At 69.8% G+C, this 15,343-nt stretch carries 14 protein-coding genes; 7 read left to right on the forward strand and 7 right to left on the reverse strand.

The genetic code is table 11. The features are described from left to right. Positions 1 to 3: 3 nt before the first annotated feature. Together QTH87_RS07225 and QTH87_RS07230 are read right to left on the reverse strand one after the other, a co-directional pair. Complete coding sequence (locus QTH87_RS07225; RefSeq protein ID WP_286608107.1) at positions 4 to 2,205, reverse strand: protein-disulfide reductase DsbD family protein; 2,202 nt, start codon at positions 2,203 to 2,205, stop codon at positions 4 to 6. Further along, a complete protein-coding gene (locus QTH87_RS07230) occupies positions 2,202 to 2,957 on the reverse strand; it encodes an alanyl-tRNA editing protein (RefSeq protein ID WP_286608109.1) in 756 nt (251 codons plus the stop codon). The genes QTH87_RS07225 and QTH87_RS07230 overlap by 4 nt, the downstream gene beginning before the upstream one ends. A gap of 157 nt (positions 2,958 to 3,114) precedes the next feature. Here QTH87_RS07230 and QTH87_RS07235 point away from each other — a divergent pair, with 157 nt between their 5' ends. Beyond that, on the forward strand, positions 3,115 to 4,524 hold the full coding sequence (locus QTH87_RS07235) for a PQQ-dependent sugar dehydrogenase (RefSeq protein ID WP_286608111.1): 1,410 nt from the start codon (positions 3,115 to 3,117) through the stop codon (positions 4,522 to 4,524). A 49-nt stretch (positions 4,525 to 4,573) separates the two neighbouring features. On the opposite strand, the gene QTH87_RS07240 is transcribed toward QTH87_RS07235, so the two are convergent. Further along, positions 4,574 to 5,584 carry a zinc-binding alcohol dehydrogenase family protein gene (locus QTH87_RS07240; protein ID WP_286608114.1) on the reverse strand — a complete coding sequence of 337 codons (1,011 nt, stop codon included), beginning with the start codon at positions 5,582 to 5,584 and terminating at the stop codon, positions 4,574 to 4,576. A gap of 92 nt (positions 5,585 to 5,676) precedes the next feature. Between QTH87_RS07240 and QTH87_RS07245 the strand changes: the two genes are divergently transcribed. Then, complete coding sequence (locus QTH87_RS07245; protein WP_286608115.1) at positions 5,677 to 6,606, forward strand: LysR family transcriptional regulator; 930 nt, start codon at positions 5,677 to 5,679, stop codon at positions 6,604 to 6,606. Continuing rightward, entirely contained in the window at positions 6,603 to 7,421 is an 819-nt protein-coding gene (locus tag QTH87_RS07250; protein ID WP_286608116.1) for a creatininase family protein, read from the forward strand. Before QTH87_RS07245 ends, QTH87_RS07250 begins: the two co-directional genes overlap by 4 nt. A gap of 9 nt (positions 7,422 to 7,430) precedes the next feature. On the opposite strand, the gene QTH87_RS07255 is transcribed toward QTH87_RS07250, so the two are convergent. Continuing rightward, positions 7,431 to 8,060, reverse strand: coding sequence for a YbhB/YbcL family Raf kinase inhibitor-like protein (locus QTH87_RS07255; RefSeq protein WP_286608117.1), 630 nt, complete (start codon positions 8,058 to 8,060; stop codon positions 7,431 to 7,433). A 130-nt stretch (positions 8,061 to 8,190) separates the two neighbouring features. On the opposite strand from QTH87_RS07255, the gene QTH87_RS07260 reads away from it, so the two are divergent. Both QTH87_RS07260 and QTH87_RS07265 read left to right on the forward strand, forming a co-directional pair. After that, entirely contained in the window at positions 8,191 to 8,439 is a 249-nt protein-coding gene (locus QTH87_RS07260; RefSeq protein ID WP_286608118.1) for a GlsB/YeaQ/YmgE family stress response membrane protein, read from the forward strand. A 28-nt stretch (positions 8,440 to 8,467) separates the two neighbouring features. Beyond that, positions 8,468 to 8,809 (forward strand): hypothetical protein, encoded by a 342-nt coding sequence (locus QTH87_RS07265; RefSeq protein WP_286608119.1) that lies wholly within the window; start codon positions 8,468 to 8,470, stop codon positions 8,807 to 8,809. 49 nt (positions 8,810 to 8,858) lie between these two features. Here the strand turns inward: QTH87_RS07265 and QTH87_RS07270 are convergent, their stop codons facing one another. Together QTH87_RS07270 and QTH87_RS07275 are read right to left on the reverse strand one after the other, a co-directional pair. Continuing rightward, entirely contained in the window at positions 8,859 to 9,404 is a 546-nt protein-coding gene (locus QTH87_RS07270; RefSeq protein ID WP_286608121.1) for a MarR family winged helix-turn-helix transcriptional regulator, read from the reverse strand. 129 nt (positions 9,405 to 9,533) lie between these two features. Then, a complete protein-coding gene (locus QTH87_RS07275; protein ID WP_286608122.1) occupies positions 9,534 to 10,208 on the reverse strand; it encodes a histidine phosphatase family protein in 675 nt (224 codons plus the stop codon). Positions 10,209 to 10,494: 286 nt separating this feature from the next. Here QTH87_RS07275 and QTH87_RS07280 point away from each other — a divergent pair, with 286 nt between their 5' ends. Continuing rightward, positions 10,495 to 11,361 carry a hypothetical protein gene (locus QTH87_RS07280; RefSeq protein WP_286608124.1) on the forward strand — a complete coding sequence of 289 codons (867 nt, stop codon included), beginning with the start codon at positions 10,495 to 10,497 and terminating at the stop codon, positions 11,359 to 11,361. Positions 11,362 to 11,414: 53 nt separating this feature from the next. On the opposite strand, the gene QTH87_RS07285 is transcribed toward QTH87_RS07280, so the two are convergent. Beyond that, positions 11,415 to 12,260, reverse strand: coding sequence for a response regulator (locus QTH87_RS07285; RefSeq protein WP_286608127.1), 846 nt, complete (start codon positions 12,258 to 12,260; stop codon positions 11,415 to 11,417). 29 nt (positions 12,261 to 12,289) lie between these two features. On the opposite strand from QTH87_RS07285, the gene QTH87_RS07290 reads away from it, so the two are divergent. Continuing rightward, positions 12,290 to 15,331, forward strand: a complete 3,042-nt coding sequence (locus QTH87_RS07290) for an ATP-binding protein (protein WP_286608129.1) — start codon at positions 12,290 to 12,292, stop codon at positions 15,329 to 15,331. The last annotated feature ends 12 nt before the right edge of the window (positions 15,332 to 15,343 follow it).

Raw genomic sequence — 15,343 nt, forward strand, 5'->3', positions numbered from 1 at the left:
GGGTCAAAGCGCCGCGAGGGCCGCGCGCAGCTCGTCCTTGCCGAGAATCTCGGTCAGCACGACGGGCGGCTTGCCGGGCGCCTGCAACAGGTAGACCGGCACGCCGCTGCGGCCCAGCGCGGTCAGCGCGGCCGTGATGGCCGGATCGCGCCGGGTCCAGTCGGCGCGCAGCAGTGCCACCTTGCGGGCGTCGAAGTCGGCCAGCACCTCGGCATCCGACAGCGTGCTGCGCTTGTTGTACTGGCAGGTCACGCACCAGGCGGCCGTGAAGTCCACGAATACCGGGCGGCCCTCGGCCGCGAGCTGGTTCGCGCGTTCGACCGACCAGGGCTGCCAGCGCTGCCCGGCAGGTGCCGCCGCGGCCACCTCGGCCTCGGCCGGGCGCACCACGTGGCCGCCGATGGCGCTCGCGAGCAGCGCGGTCAGCGCGACAGCAATCCCGGTCAGCGCGAGGCGCGTGCGGCCGCGCAGGGTCAATGCCCAGGCGATGGCTGCCAGGCACACCAGCAGCCCGAGCAGTGCGCCGGCGCCGTCGATGCCGCTCTGCTGGCCCAGCACCCAGACCAGCCAGGCGACCGTCGCGAACATCGGGAAGGCGAGCAGCCGGCGCAGCGTCTCCATCCAGGCGCCCGGGCGCGGCAGCAGTCGAGCCACCGCGGGCACGAAGCCCGCCGCCAGGTAGGGCAGCGCGAGCCCGAAGCCGAGCACGGCGAACAGCAGCAGCGCCTGCGCCGCCGGCAGCCCGATCGCGAAGCCCAGCGAGGCGCCCATGAAAGGAGCGGTGCAGGGCGAGGCCACCACCACCGCCAGCACGCCCGAGAGGAAGTCGTTGACCACAGGATGGCGCGCCTGAACCGCGCCCAGCGAGGCCGGCGCCATGCGACCGAACTCGAACACGCCGGCCAGGTTCAGGCCGATCAGCGTGAACAGCGCCGCCAGCGCGGCGACCACCGCAGGCGACTGCAGCTGGAAACCCCAGCCGAGCTGGGCGCCGGCCGCACGCAGCGCGAGCATCGCGCCGCCCAGCGCCAGGAACGAGAGGATCACGCCCGCGCTGTAGGCCAGCGCGGCCACCCGGTGGGCGCGGCGGTCGTCGGCATGGCGCGTGAAGCCCAGCACCTTGATCGCCAGCACCGGGAACACGCAGGGCATCAGGTTCAGCAGCAGCCCGCCGAGCAGCGCACCGAGCAGCGCCACGATGAAGCCGCCGCCGCCGGCCGATTGCGTCTGCTGCGGCAACGGTGCGCTGCGGTTGGATTCGAGCGCTGCCTGCAATGCCGGCGACACCTGCGCGGGCGGCGCCACCGCCGGCCAGGTGCCGGTCACGGGCGCCTCCGCGCGCCAGGCGATCGGCTGGCCGGGCTGCCGGTCGGACTCGGCGAGCGCCACCACGATCGGCATCGTCTCGGGGCTGGCGCTGCGCTGCGCCGCGAGCGGCACGGTGGCGGTCCAGACGTCGCCTTGCCAGGCCTGGGTCCAGTCCTTGCCCTGGACTGCGGCCGTGTGCACCACTTCCGGGGTTTCGGGGAAGAACTCGAGCGTCTTGCCGCGCGCCTCGGCCGGCAGGCCCTCGAGCCGGACCTGCAGCTTGTCGCCGTCGATCGTGACCTGGCCCGGACGGGCCAGCGCCACGGGCTGCGCCGCGAGCGCGGCATCGAAGTCGGCCTTGTGCAGCGCGGTCGAACCCTGCACCGGCAGCTTGAGCAGGAACTCGCCGTCCTCGGGGATGCACTCCTTGCGGCAGACCAGCCACGAGGCCCGCAGCCTGACCTCGACCTCGGAGGCGCCCGCGAGGGCCAGCGGCGGCTTGAAGTCGGGCGCCACCGTGAGCGGCACCGGCAGCAGCACCGTGTTCTCGTAGCCGTAGTTGGCCAGGTTGCCGATCGGGATCTTCTTCGGTACCGGCCAGGCGATATCGCCGCTGGAGATGCCGGCGGGCAGCGTCCAGGCCAGCTCGGTGGGCAGGCCGGAATCGCCGGCGTTCTTCCAGTAGGTGTGCCATTCCGGCTGGTGCGCGATCTGCAGGCCGACCCAGAGCGGTGCTCCCGGCGTCACGCCATCGGGCGCATGAGCCACCAGCTCGGCACGCACATGCGGCGTGGTGACCACCGGCGAGGCGCGCGATGGCAATTGGGCGGCGGCCGGCAGGCAGGCGGAGAAAGCGGCCAGTGCCGCGAACGCGGCGATCCATCCTCTCGTGCTCATGCGGCCCAGCCAAGCACCACGCGGCGGCTGTTGGCGCTCTTCTTCTCGATCTTGGTGACGATTACGGCGCCGATCTCGCGCGTGTTGGCGACGTGGGTGCCGCCGCAGGGCTGGAAGTCGATCGCCGTCTCGGAGGCCGGGTCGCCGATGCGGATCGTGCGCACCGTGCCCGTGCCGCGCGGCGGCTGCACGCTCATGCTCTTGACCAGCGCCGGGTTGGCGTCGAGCTCGGCGTCGCTGATGGCGCCGACCGCCAGCGGATGAGCCGCCTCGACCAGCCGCGCCAGGCCGGCGCCGAGGGCTTCCTTGTCGAGCGGCTCGGTCATGTGGAAGTCGAGCCGCGCGTAGTCGGGCGTGATCGAGCAGCCGTTGACCGGCTGCGGCACCAGGTGGCACAGCAGGTGGGTGGCGGTATGAAAGCGCATCAGGCGGTGGCGGCGCTCCCAGTCGATGCGGGCCGTCACGCGCTCGCCGGCCGCGAGCGCGGCCAGCAGCGTTTCCTGGCCGGGCGCCGGCACGTGGACGATGCCGGCGGTCGGCTTGCCCTCGGCATCCTTGGCCTTGCGCGTGTCGGCGATCGCGATGGCGCGGCCGTCGGCCAGCAGCAGCTCGCCGCTGTCGCCGGCCTGGCCCCCGCCCACCGGGTAGAACACGGTGCGGTCGAGCAGCACGCCGGCCTCGTCGATGCCGAGCACGCGCGCCTCGCATTCGCGCAGGTAGGCATCGGAGCGGAACAGGTCGTCGGTGGTCATCGCCCGATGGTAGCGGCGCGGCCGCGGCGGGGCGGGCCCACGCCCGAAAGCGCCCACAGCCGACACGACCTCGCCGCGACGCATGGCCAGATCGAGCCATTGCCAAGGCGGGCGCCCTCCGGCGCCGTCGCAGCCGGCCCCATCAAGGATCAGACCAATGACCGCCTTTCCCAGCTCCCGCTCCCCGGGCCTCCGCTCCCCCAGCCCCCGCTTTCCCGGCCCCCCTTATCCGCGGCTCGCGCTGTTTCTGCTGCCTATCGCCATCGCCCTGTCGCTGACCGGCTGCGGCGACACGGCCAAGCTCCCGCTCGAGGCCGAAACCGGCCCGACGCCACGCCTGCCGGCCCCGCGCTCGTCGATGATCCCCACGCTCAGCATCGCGCCCGCGGTCGGCTGGACCGACACCGCGGGTCCGACCGCGCCCGAGGGCTTCAAGGTCACGGCGCTGGCGCGCGGCCTCGACCATCCGCGCACCGTCTACACGCTGCCCAACGGCGACGTGCTGGTGGTCGAGAGCAACAAGCCGCCCAAGCCCGAGGGCAGCCAGGACGGCGGCAGCGGGCCGGTTGCCAAGGTCAAGCAGATGGTGATGGGCCTTGTCATGAAGCGGGCCGGCGCAGGCACGCCGAGCGCCAACCGCATCACCCTGCTGCGTGACGCCGACCACGACGGGGTGGCCGAGGTGAAGCAGGTCTTCATGCAGAACCTGAATTCGCCGTTCGGCGTCGCCCTGGTCGGCAACGAGCTGTTCATCGCCAACGCCGACGCGCTAGTGAAGGTGCCCTACGCAGAAGGCCAGACCGCGGTCACCGCCGCGCCGGTCAAGGTAACGGACCTGCCCGCAGGCATCAACCACCACTGGACCAAGTACGTGGTCGCGAACCGCGAGGGCACCAAGCTCTACGTGACGGTCGGCTCGAACAGCAACGTCGGCGAGAACGGCCTGGAGGCCGAGGAAGGCCGGGCCGCGATCTGGGAGGTGGACGTCAAGAGCGGCGAGAAGCGCCTGTTCGCGAGCGGCCTCCGCAACCCCACGGCGGCGGCCTGGGAGCCCGACACCAACGTGCTGTGGACCGTGGTCAACGAGCGCGACGAACTCGGCAGCGACCTGGTGCCCGACTACCTGACCTCGGTCAGGGACGGCGCCTTCTACGGCTGGCCCTGGAGCTACTACGGCGCGTACGTCGACGCGCGCGTCAATCCGCAGCGGCCCGACCTGGTGGCCAAGGCCGTCGTGCCCGACTACGCACTGGGCTCGCACCGCGCACCGCTTGGCGTCGCCTTCTCCAGCCCGCGCGGCATGCCGCCCGAATTCGCCAACGGCGCCTTCATCGGCGAGCACGGCTCCTGGAACCGCAAGCCGCTGGCCGGCTACAAGGTGGTCTTCGTGCCCTTCATCGGCGGCCGGCCCAGCGGCACGCCGGTCGATTTCCTGACCGGCTTCCTCGATGCGGACGAAAAGGCGCAGGGCCGTCCGGTCGGCGTGGCGCTCGACCGCAGCGGCGCGCTGCTGGTGGCCGACGACGTCGGCAACGCGGTATGGCGGGTCGCGAAGACCACCCAGTGAGCGTTCGCTGACGGCGCGAGCGCTCGCCTGCCGCCGTTGAGCACGGGCTTCAGAAGCCTGCCAGCACCACCTTGCCCTGCGCCGTGCCGCTCTCGATCAGCGCATGGGCACGCCGCAGATTGGCTGCATCGATGCGGCCGAAGGCCGCGTTGGCGGTGGTCCGGATGCGTCCGGCGTCGACCAGCTTCGCGACTTCGGCCAGCAGTTCGCCCTGTTGCGCCATGTCGGGCGTCTGGAACTTCGAACGCGTGAACATCAGTTCCCAGTGCAGCGAGATGCACTTGCCCTTGAGCGCCATCGCGTCGAGCACCGGCATGTCGTCGATCACCGCGAGCTGGCCTTGCGGCTTGAGGCTTTCGATGATCTGCGCGTAGTGCGTGCCGGTCTGCGTGAGGCTCGCGACCATGTCGACCTCGCCGAAGCCGCCGGCCTTCAGCTCGGCCGCCAGCGGTTTCGAATGGTCGATCACCGCATGCGCGCCCAGCTGCAGACACCAGTCGCGGGTCTGCGCGCGCGAGGCCGTGGCGATCACGCGAAGTTGCGTGAGCTGGCGCGCCAGCTGGATGAGGATCGAGCCCACGCCGCCCGCGCCGCCGACGATCAGCAGGGTCTGGCCGGCACCGCCGCCCTGCGCGACGCCGAGCCGATCGAACAGCAGTTCCCAGGCCGTGATCGTGGTGAGCGGCAGCGCGGCGGCCTCGGCATCGCCCAGGCTGCTCGGCGCGAGCGCGACGATGCGCTCGTCGACCGCGTGCAGTTCGCTGTTGGCGCCGGGCCGCACGATCGAGCCGGCGTAGTAGACGCGGTCGCCGGCCTTGAATTGGCGCACCTCGGCCCCGACCGCCTCGACCGTCCCGACCGCGTCCCAGCCCAGCACCTTGGCCTGGCCGGCCTCGGGTGCGACGTTCCTGCGCACCTTGGTGTCGACCGGATTGACCGAGATCGCCTTGACCCGCACCAGCAGGTCGCGCGGGCCCGCGGTCGGCGCAGGCAGCTCGAGGTCCTCGAGCGCGGCGGGATTGTCGATCGGGAGGGACTGGCGGTAGCCGATGGCTTTCATGGCGTGCTTTCTTGCGCGTGGAGTGGCGATGACGACAATGTAGGCCTGCAATCCAGAATTGATAAGGCTGGCACTGCAAGCTTCAATGTCAAATGAAAATTGAAAATGTCGCAGACCTTCGCGTGCTGGTCCATACGGCCCGCGGCGGCACGTTGACGGCCGCCGCCGCTGCGCTCGGCATCACGCCGGCCGCGGCCAGCGCCACGCTGAAGCGGCTCGAGGCCCAGCTCGGCACCCGGCTGTTCGAGCGCTCCACGCGCGCGATGCGCCTGACACCGCAGGGCCAGACCCTGCTCGACTACGCCGTTCGCGCCTTCGACCTGCTGGCCGAGGGCGAGTCGATGGTGCTGGCCGACCGCGGCGCGCTGGTCGGCAGCGTGCGCCTGGCCGCGCCGTCCGACCTGACCCGGGTCGCGCTGCTGCCCTGGCTCGACGAATTCCTCGACCGGCATCCGGGGCTGCAGCTCTCGCTCTCGGTCGGCGACCGGCCGCTCGACGTCACGCGGGACGAGGTCGACGTGGCGCTGCGCTACGGCCCGCTGGCCGACTCCCGGCTGGTGGCGCGGCGGCTGGCCGATTCGCGGCCGACGCTGTGCGCCGCGCCGGCCTATCTGCAGCGCCATGGCGCGCCCGCCACCCCGCACGACCTGCTGCAGCACAACTGCCTGACCTTCCACCAGCGCGGCCGGCGCCATCGGCTGTGGCGCTTCGCCCGCCTGGGCCATTGGACCGAGGTGCGGGTGGACGGCGACCGCGTCGCCGACGATGCCTCGCTGGCACGCGAATGGGCGCTCGCGGGCCGCGGCATCACGCTCAAGTCCGCGCTCGATCTCGAGCGCGACATCGCGGCCGGCCACCTGGTGCGTCTCCTGCCCGAATGGGAGACCGAGCCCTATCCGCTGCACGCGCTGCTGCCCAGCGGCCGCTTCGTGCCGGCGCGGGTACGGGCGCTGGTGGACTTCCTCGCGCTGAAGTTCGACGCCCCCGCGCGCGCCGCCACAAGCCCTAAGATTGCCGGATGACAGTCCCCGCCAGCCGTTTCTGGTCCCAGCTCACGACCCGCGATTTCGCCGCCCTCGATCCGGCCGCGACCGTCGCGGTGCTGCCGCTCGGCGCCACCGAGCAGCATGGTCCGCACCTGCCGCTCGGCGTCGATTCGGCGCTGGCCGACGGCATCGTGGCCGCCACGGTGCCGCTGCTGCCGGCCGACCTGCCGGTGCTGTTCCTGCCGACGCAGAACGTGGGCCTGAGCCCCGAGCACGCGCGCTTCGCGGGCACGCTCACGCTGTCGGCCGAAACCCTGATCCGGGTCTGGAACGAGATCGGCGCCGGCGTGGCGCGCGCGGGCGTGCGCAAGCTGGTGCTGTTCAATGCCCACGGCGGGCACTCGGGCCCGATGGACATCGTGGCGCGCGAACTGCGCGCAGCGCACGGCCTGATCGTCTTCAGCACGAGCTGGTTCAACCTCCCGCTCGGCGAGGCCGGCGCGCAGTTCAGCGCCGAAGAGCATCGCTTCGGCGTCCATGCAGGCGAAATGGAAACCTCGATGATGCTGGCGCTCGCGCCCACGCAGGTCCGCATGGAAGCCGCGGCCGACTTCGGCTCCACCTCGCGCCAGCGTGCGGCGGAGTACGAGATCCTCGGCAATGGCCGCAGCGCCAAGCTGGGCTGGGCGATGGAAGACTACAACCCCGCCGGCGCCGCCGGAAATGCCGCAGCCGCCACGGCCGAGAAAGGGCAGGCGTTGATCGATGCGGGGGCTGCCCAGCTCGCGGCGCTGCTGGCCGAGGTTTCGAGGCTGCCGCTCGCCACCGCGCACACGCAGCCGCTGCCCTGAGTCTGGCGTTCAGCCGGCGACCAGCGGGCCGCTCGGCGCGACATCGCCGATCCGGATGGAGCCGTCGGGGCGCTCGCAGGTGCCGATCAGCAGACCGCTCGCGATTGCATGCGCGCGCAGGGCCTCGAACACTTCCTCGCGCCCCGGATTGGGCGAGAAGCCAGGCGCCGCGGCGAGCGCGAACAGCTGAAAGGCATAGCGGTGCACGCCATGCCCCGGCGGCGGATCGGGCGGCAGCCAGGCTGCCTGCAGGAAGGAGTTGAGTCCGGTGTGCACGCCGGCGCCTTCGTGCTCGGCGCTCGGCAACGCGCCCTCGGGCAGCTGGCCGTCGGACGGCGGCAGGTCGACCGCGATCGCATGGACCATCGGGTGCGGCGTCGGCGAATCGGCGTCCTCGACCACCAGCACCAGCGCGGCGGCGCCGGGCGGTACCCCGATCCAGTCGATCCGCGGCGAGCGGCCGATGCCGTCGGCCGTGTAACGCTCGGGCAGCGGCGCGTGGTCGGCAAAGGCCAGACTGCTGACCTTGATCGAGGCCATGCCGGCCCGCAGGCCCAGCGTGTTGAAGAAGATTTCGTCGAGCCCGGCGCGAACGCCTTGCAAGGCGTGGCCGATGACGTCCGGGAGTTTCTCTAGCATCGAATCCTTATAGCGCTGCGTACGGCTGCTCGCGCGGGCGATGACCTACAGGCGCTGTCGGCCGCCGCCCGCTATCATGATTGCGCGCCGATTCCGACGCCGCGCCCGCCCTTCACCACCAAGGATCCGTATGAGCATCGTCTGGACCATCCTGATCGGATTCGTTGCGGGCCTCGTGGCGCGCGCCATCAAGCCGGGCGACGACTCGGCCGGTTTCATCATCACCACCCTGATCGGCATCGCCGGTTCGCTGATCGCGACCTACCTCGGCCAGGCCATGGGTTGGTACACGGCGGGCCAGGGTGCCGGCTTCATCGCTTCGGTGGTCGGCGCCATCGTGCTGCTTTTCCTCTACGGCCTCGTCAAGCGCAAGAGCTGACGAGGCGAGACCGATCGCAGCGCGCCGCATGCCGGCCCGCAAGTCCCGCAGCAGGGGCCACCACCACGTCTACGTGGTCGAGCTCGACGATCGGGTCTGGAACGTGGCCCGGTTCCGGCGCGCCAATCCCGACTGGAAGCTCGGCAAGCCCTTCGTCTATGTCGGCATGACCGGGCTCGATCCCGATGTCCGCTTCGACAAGCACAAGGCCGGTATCCAGGCCAACGGCTTCGTGCGCGACCATGGCCTGCGGCTGCTGCCGGCGCTCTATGCGATGTACAACCCGATGCCCTACGAAGCGGCGCGCGAGATGGAAGTCGAGCTCGGCATCGCGCTGCGCGAGGCGGGCTACGGCGTCTGGCAGGCATGAATCCACCCCACGCGATTCCGTGACGGGGTGCCGCGTCTGCCCTGAAGGCTCAGTGATGCCTGTCGGGCAGCGTCGACTCGTCGCCGATGCGCCGCAGCGCCTGAAGGGTCCGGTACAGCAGGGCACGCTCGCGCGGGCTGAAACGCCGGATCACCGCCGCCTGGCGCTGGCGCACCTCCGGGATGATCCGCGCGTAGAGCGCCAGGCCCGCTTCGCTGATGCGGCAGGTCTGCCACTTGCGCGCGCCTTCGTGCTCGTGATGCAGCGACAGCAGTCCGCGCGCCTCCATGAGCCGCAGCGTGCGGCTGACCTGCGCCTTGTCGGCGGCGGTACGCGCCACCACCTCCATGAACGGTAGCTGCCCGGCTTCCGCGAGCGCCGACAGCATGCGCCATTCCGAGAGGGTCAGGCCTGCCTGCTCGGCATAGGGCACGGTCATGGACCGGCGCAGCGCGTTGCTCGCGTGGCTCATCATCGTCGTGAGGAAATCCTCGCTCGTCAGGCCCTGGCCGCCGTCCTCGAGTCGCGCCCAGGGGCACTCCGCGGCGCTGCTGCCGCCGACCGGCCGCGGTTCGTGGGATGGGTTCTTGTTCATGCCGAGGTGTGACGCTGACGCAGGTTGCGAGGGGAACCATGCGGATCGTCGCACCTAAACGCGCCGGAGGCCCCCTCAGCACGCGAACCTGAATTTGTCAATGGGCCTCGGAGGCCCCCTGCTCGCAGGTCAGGCGAAGGTCACCCAGTCCTCGTAGGCGGGCCCGTCGAGGTGCGGCAGCGTGTTGTAGGTCACGAGCATGTGACGCTTGGGTGTGAATGCGAACTCGGTCACGGCGGTGTTGCGGATGCGCAGGTTGAGCTCGACCGTGGTCTCGGGGCTGGTGCCCAGCACGTGGCCGACCGCGGTGCTGATCGGCCCGCCGCTCGACACCACGAGCACCCGGGCGCCGTGGTGCCGTTCGCGCACGTGGTCGAGCGCGGTGGTCACGCCAGCCAGGAAGTCGACGTAGCTCGGCATGCCGACCGGCTCGGTGCGGCCCTGCATCCAGGCGCCCAGGCCTTCGCGCAGCAGGCGGAAGTGATGGCGGTACATCTCGGGCGAATCGGGCTTCTGGAGCTTGTCCGGATGGATCGTCGCGATGATCGCTTCGCTGTCGTATTCGTTGAGGCCGGGCCAGGGCAGCACGTCCTCGCGATCGATGCCGAGGCCTTCGGCGATGCCTTCCCAGGTCTGGCGATGGCGCTTGAGCGTGCCGGTGATGACGGCATCGAAGCGCATGCCGCGCTCGCGCCAGTGTTCGCCCAGGCGGACCGATTGCCGGCGGCCGAGTTCGCTGAGCTGGTCGTAGTCGGCGGCGCCGAAGCTGGCCTGACCGTGGCGCACGAGGTAGAGGGTTCCCATGGCGAGCGATTCTGCCAAGGGCCGGCGCCGGGCGCGGTCGCGGCGGCGACCTCCGGGGCGCTGCGTTCGGGTCTCCGGTTTCAGACGTTTCTCATTTTCTGAAACGTTTGCGATTCATACGATGGACTACGCCTGCTCGTCGAGCAGGTGCAACAAGGAACCACGTGACCCACCTGATGACCATCGCCTCTGCAGGGGCGCTCCCGACGGCAGATTCTTCACTTGATCGGCGGGGTCGCCTGCCTCGCGACGAGCGCACCCGGTCGGTTCTCGCGGCGGTGGTCTCATGACTCGCCCGACCGCCCTGTTCCAGGTGGCGGTTCTCGCCTACACCCCGCGTTCACGCGAACTGATGCGCCGTGTGCTGCGCTCCATGGGCTATGCGCCGCGCGTATTCTCCAACTTCGACGAACTGCTCCAGACGGGGCCGCGCGCCGCGCGCTTCGAAATGCTCTTCCTTGGCGACATGCCCGAGACCGACAGCCACGGTCGCACCATCCTGAAGGAACTGATGGCCGTCATCGGGCCGGCCGTTCCGGTGCTGCACGCACCGCTCAAGCGGCCCGTGCGTTCTCGGACCCGTGCCGTGTCGGTCGACGGCGTTCACCTCGCCTCACCGCTCTTCTTCGGCGATCTCGTGAAGGCGATGCTGACCTTTCTGGTCTCGCACGGATTCAGCTCGCCATCGCCGCGACTCGCATGGGGCGACTACTCGTTTCGTCCGGCAGATTGCAGCGTCGGCATCGGCGCGAGCTTCGTGCAGCTCGATCCCGTCAGCTTCGATGTCGCGCTGGAATTCTTCCACCACGCAGGCCGGGTGCTCGCCATCCGCCACCTCGAACGCATGCTTCCGTCCGGCACGCATGGCGCCTCCTGGCATCGCATCGACAACCTCGCCTGCACCATCGCCGACCTGCGCGTGGCGATGCAGCTCGATGCCGCTCTGGGCTGGGCGCTCGAAGAGGTGCAGGCCGGGAGCTACCGCCTGCAGCGTTCGGAAAGGCGGGCGGAGGCCGGCGCGGCGCCAGGGCTCCCCATTCGGCGAGGCGAACCCAAGGCGCCAGCGCGTCGCCGCCGTGCAGCGGTTGCCATGCCGGTCGCGCAGCCCGTGCAGGCCTCCCAGGACGCCCGGGTCAGTCTGGCCGGCAACTAGCTCTGCCCGCCCGCGTCATCGCGCGCGCATGGGCGCTGCGCCCGCTTCAGGCCTCAGGAAGTCAGGCCGTGCTCGTTGGCGTAGACGAAGATGTCGAGGTCGTGCTTGAGGCCGAGCTTGAGCATGGCGTCGTTCTTCTGCCGGCTCACCGTCTTGATGCTGCGCGACAGCCGCTCGGCGATCTCCGACACGGTGAGCCCGGAGGCAAACAACCGAAGCACCTCGGCCTCGCGGGGCGACAGCCGCGCCGCTTCGCCGTTCGCCTTGTCGAACTGGCTCTGCCGCAGGCCTTCCCGGAAGGTGGCGCTGACGTATTCGCGGCCTTGCGCCACCGCCCGGATCGCGAGCGCTATCTCGGCCATGCCCGCCCCCTTGTCGATCAGCCCGAGTGCACCCGACTCGATGATGCTACCGTGAACGCCCACGTTGGCTACCATCGTCAGCACGATGAGCGGCAAGGACGGATAGTCGCGGCGCACGCGCTGGATCAATGCCAGGCCGTCCGCGGCCTGGCCGCCGGGCATCGAGAAATCGGAGATCAGCAGGTCGGCGGGCGTCTCTCGCAGGATCGCCAGCAACTGGTCGGCGGACTCGGCTTCGGCCACCACGGAAAGGCCGGGGTCGTCTTCGAGCAATGTTCGGACACCCGCCCGGATCAGCGGATGGTCGTCGGCGAGAATCACGCGAAGGGTCATACCAGGAGTTCCGTCATCGATCGAGCAGGGCTGCCACGATAGCGCTGATGCGGAGAGTGTTCCAGTTTTTTCAGGGCGGCCGTCGGGCATCGCGTTGCGGTTGCCGCTTCGGCCAGGTTCTGCCCGGCCCGCGTGCATCGATTCTTGCCGCGCAGTCGGGCGGGCATCGCTGGCCGTTCGATGCCGGATCGCCTGATCTCTCATTCGGCTCCAGATATTGAAGGCAGCACGTCATGCACATCTTCGGCAACACTTCTGCGCGGGTGTTCACCTCGAGCGCCCTGACCACCGTGCTGATCTGCGTGCTCGTGGTCGCGAGCTACTTCTTCGGCCAACCGATGCCGATGGTGTACCACTGGCTCTGGCTCACGCTGCTCACGGGCTGCATGGTCGCCTTGCTGCTCGTTCAGTTCATGCGTTCGCGCATGCTGCAGCAGCGTGACGACGAGCTGCTCGGCATTCTCGATGCGGTACCGCACGTGCTGTTCTTCAAGGACAGCAGCCTGCGCTACCGCGTGGTGAACGCCGAGTTCGAACGCCACTTCGAGATCGCTCACGGCGAGGCTGTCGGCAAGACCGACATGGAACTGTTCGGTCCGTTCTGGGGAGAGCGCTTCATCTCGCAGGATCACGCGTTGCTGAGCTCGGGCGAAGCCCGGACGTTCGAGGAAACGATGTCGCACTCGGATGGCGTGCACATCATCCAGTCGAGCAAGCGCCCGGTGCGCGATCGCTGGGGTCGCTTGCGCGGCATGATCGGCGTCGCGATCGACGTCACGGCGCAGAAGGCGCTGCAGCGCGAACTCGAGGACGCGCACGATCAGCTCCGGGCCGCGCTCAAGGCCGCCCAGATGGGAACCTGGAAGCGGAACTTCGACACCGGTCACCTGCTGGTCGACGAGCGCGCGCGGCAGGTTCTCGGCCTGGCCGAGGGCGCGCGCGAAGTCGATCTCGAGACAGCCTTGCAGCGCTTTCATCCGGACGACATGGCCGAGATGCGCCGCCGACTCGCCGAGGCGCGCGAGGAGAACACGACTGCCTCCTACGACTTCCGGATCGTCGACGCTTCGGGCGCGGTGCGCTGGGCAGAGGCCTACTCGGCGCCGCCGCGAATGCAGGGCGGGCACATGGTCATGATCGGCGTCAACCGCGACATCACCGAGCGCCGACTGGCCGAGATTGCCTTGCGCGAAGCCAAGGCCAAGGCCGATCGAGCGCTCGCCGAGCTCGAGGAATCCAAGGGCAGTCTCGAACTCGCCTTGAGGACGGGCGGCCTCGATGTATGGCGCTCGGTCACGCAGGCCGGAAAGGGCGAGACGCCGGCGACGCAAGACCTGCTCGACACCGTCGTCACTCCGGATGCCGAGATTCGCGGCGCCATCGGCGTCGACGCCGGTTCCGTCGTGCGCTATCGCGACTTCTTCGATGCGGTCCATCCGGAAGACCGGGCGCGCGTGACCGACACGTTCAGCCAGGCCTTCCGGCAGCGCCTGCGCTCGTACAGCGACCAGTTCCGGGTCCGTAGCGCCGACGGGCGCCTGCGCACGATCGCCGTGCAGTGCATGCTGAAGTTCGAGCCCGATCCCTCACGGGACGCAGCCGAGCGGGTCCATTTCATCGGCATCTCCAAGGATGTCAGCAGCGAGGAAGAACTCAAGTCGCAGCTGATTGCCAAGGCCGAAGAGGCGCGCGCAGCCGTCGCGGCCCGCGGCGAATTCCTTGCCATGATGAGCCACGAGGTGCGCACGCCGCTGAACGGCGTGTTCGGCATGATCGACATGGTGCTCGACACCGATCTCGCGCCCGAGCAACGCGCCATGCTGCTTCGCAGCCGCGAGGCCTCGGTGGCACTGCTCACGATCATCAACGACATCCTCGACTTCTCGAAGATCGAGGCCCGCAAGCTCGAGATCGAGAGCCGGCCGCTGTCGCTTCACGGCCTGATCGACGACGTCTGTGCCAGCTTCACGCCCGAGATCGCGACGCGCTCGATCGACCTGCAATTCGAGATCGAGCAAGGCCTGCCGCCTTTCATCCTCGGCGACCCCGTGCGGTTGCGCCAGGTGCTGACCAACCTGATCGCCAACGCTGTCAAGTTCACGCACCACGGCGGCGTCTGGGTCTCGGCGCGTCGGGTCGACGGTGACATGTTCGAGCTCGCGGTGCGCGACAGCGGCGTGGGCATCACGGCCGAGGGTGTCGGGGCGCTGTTCCGTCCGTTCGAGCAAGGCGGACCCGCGACCAGCCGGCGCTACGGCGGTACCGGCCTCGGTCTGTCGATCGTCAAGCAATTGGTCGAACTCATGAGCGGCAGTGTGCACTGCGAAAGCGAGCCGGGCGTCGGCAGCCGCTTCGTGGTGAAGCTGCCGTTGAAGGTCTGGATGCCGAACGGCGATTCACGCGTTCAAGACGAGCCCGTTGCGTACAGCCCCGCGACTTCCTCGAGCGACGCGGCAGCCGGGCGCCTGGCGATCGGTGAGGGCCGGCGGATCCTGATCGCCGAGGACCACGAGCTGAACCGGGAGGTCGTCACCATGCAGCTGGCGAAGCTCGGCTTCGAGTGCGACTGCGCGGTGGATGGCGAGGAAGCCTGGAGGATGCTCATGGCCAGGCCCGATGCCTACCTTGCTTTGCTGACCGACTGCCAGATGCCGAGACTCGACGGCTACGGCCTGACGATGCGGCTGCGTGCGCACGAGGCCGCGAACGATCTGCCGCGCATGCCCATCGTGGCGCTGACCGCGAATGCGCTGCAAGGCGAAGCCGAGCGCTGCCTGGCGATCGGCATGGACGCCTATCTCTCGAAACCGCTGAAGGTGCCCGACCTGCGGCGAACGCTGGTTGCATTCATGGCGCAGGCGCAGCAGCGTCCTGCTGCAGTCGAACGGCCGGTTCCCGCGCCCGCGCCCGCGCCCACGCCCGGCTATGCCAGCCTGACCCAGCTGTGCGGCGGCCGTCTCGAAAAGGTCGCCATGCTGGTGCGCGTGTTCGTGCAGGCCACGCGTGCCGACCTGTCTGCGATGGACGATGCGGCTGGAAAGCGCGATTGGCACAAGCTGGGTCAGTGGGCGCATCGCTTGAGCTCGGCCTGCTTCCAGCTCGACGAGGCCGCAGCCGTGAGCGCCTTCAAGGCGGTCGAGCGCATGGCGCAGGATGAAGGGAACGAGACCGAGGCACCGGCCCTCGCTGCGCACTACGCGGCCGCGCGCGAGGAACTGATGGCCGTGCTGGCACGCGCCGATGCCTACATGCTGGCGCAGGGCGACGCGGCCTGAGGGCGCAGCAAC

Source organism: Variovorax jilinensis (assembly GCF_030316885.1).
Lineage (GTDB): Bacteria > Pseudomonadota > Gammaproteobacteria > Burkholderiales > Burkholderiaceae_C > Variovorax > Variovorax jilinensis.

Coding starts and splice junctions, on each gene's coding strand:
- QTH87_RS07225 (WP_286608107.1), bottom strand. CDS start 2,205: ATGAGCACGAGAGGATGGATCGCCGCGTTCGCGGCACTGGCCGCTTTC.
- QTH87_RS07230 (WP_286608109.1), bottom strand. CDS start 2,957: ATGACCACCGACGACCTGTTCCGCTCCGATGCCTACCTGCGCGAATGC.
- QTH87_RS07235 (WP_286608111.1), top strand. CDS start 3,115: ATGACCGCCTTTCCCAGCTCCCGCTCCCCGGGCCTCCGCTCCCCCAGC.
- QTH87_RS07240 (WP_286608114.1), bottom strand. CDS start 5,584: ATGAAAGCCATCGGCTACCGCCAGTCCCTCCCGATCGACAATCCCGCC.
- QTH87_RS07245 (WP_286608115.1), top strand. CDS start 5,677: ATGAAAATTGAAAATGTCGCAGACCTTCGCGTGCTGGTCCATACGGCC.
- QTH87_RS07250 (WP_286608116.1), top strand. CDS start 6,603: ATGACAGTCCCCGCCAGCCGTTTCTGGTCCCAGCTCACGACCCGCGAT.
- QTH87_RS07255 (WP_286608117.1), bottom strand. CDS start 8,060: ATGCTAGAGAAACTCCCGGACGTCATCGGCCACGCCTTGCAAGGCGTT.
- QTH87_RS07260 (WP_286608118.1), top strand. CDS start 8,191: ATGAGCATCGTCTGGACCATCCTGATCGGATTCGTTGCGGGCCTCGTG.
- QTH87_RS07265 (WP_286608119.1), top strand. CDS start 8,468: ATGCCGGCCCGCAAGTCCCGCAGCAGGGGCCACCACCACGTCTACGTG.
- QTH87_RS07270 (WP_286608121.1), bottom strand. CDS start 9,404: ATGAACAAGAACCCATCCCACGAACCGCGGCCGGTCGGCGGCAGCAGC.
- QTH87_RS07275 (WP_286608122.1), bottom strand. CDS start 10,208: ATGGGAACCCTCTACCTCGTGCGCCACGGTCAGGCCAGCTTCGGCGCC.
- QTH87_RS07280 (WP_286608124.1), top strand. CDS start 10,495: ATGACTCGCCCGACCGCCCTGTTCCAGGTGGCGGTTCTCGCCTACACC.
- QTH87_RS07285 (WP_286608127.1), bottom strand. CDS start 12,260: ATGAGAGATCAGGCGATCCGGCATCGAACGGCCAGCGATGCCCGCCCG.
- QTH87_RS07290 (WP_286608129.1), top strand. CDS start 12,290: ATGCACATCTTCGGCAACACTTCTGCGCGGGTGTTCACCTCGAGCGCC.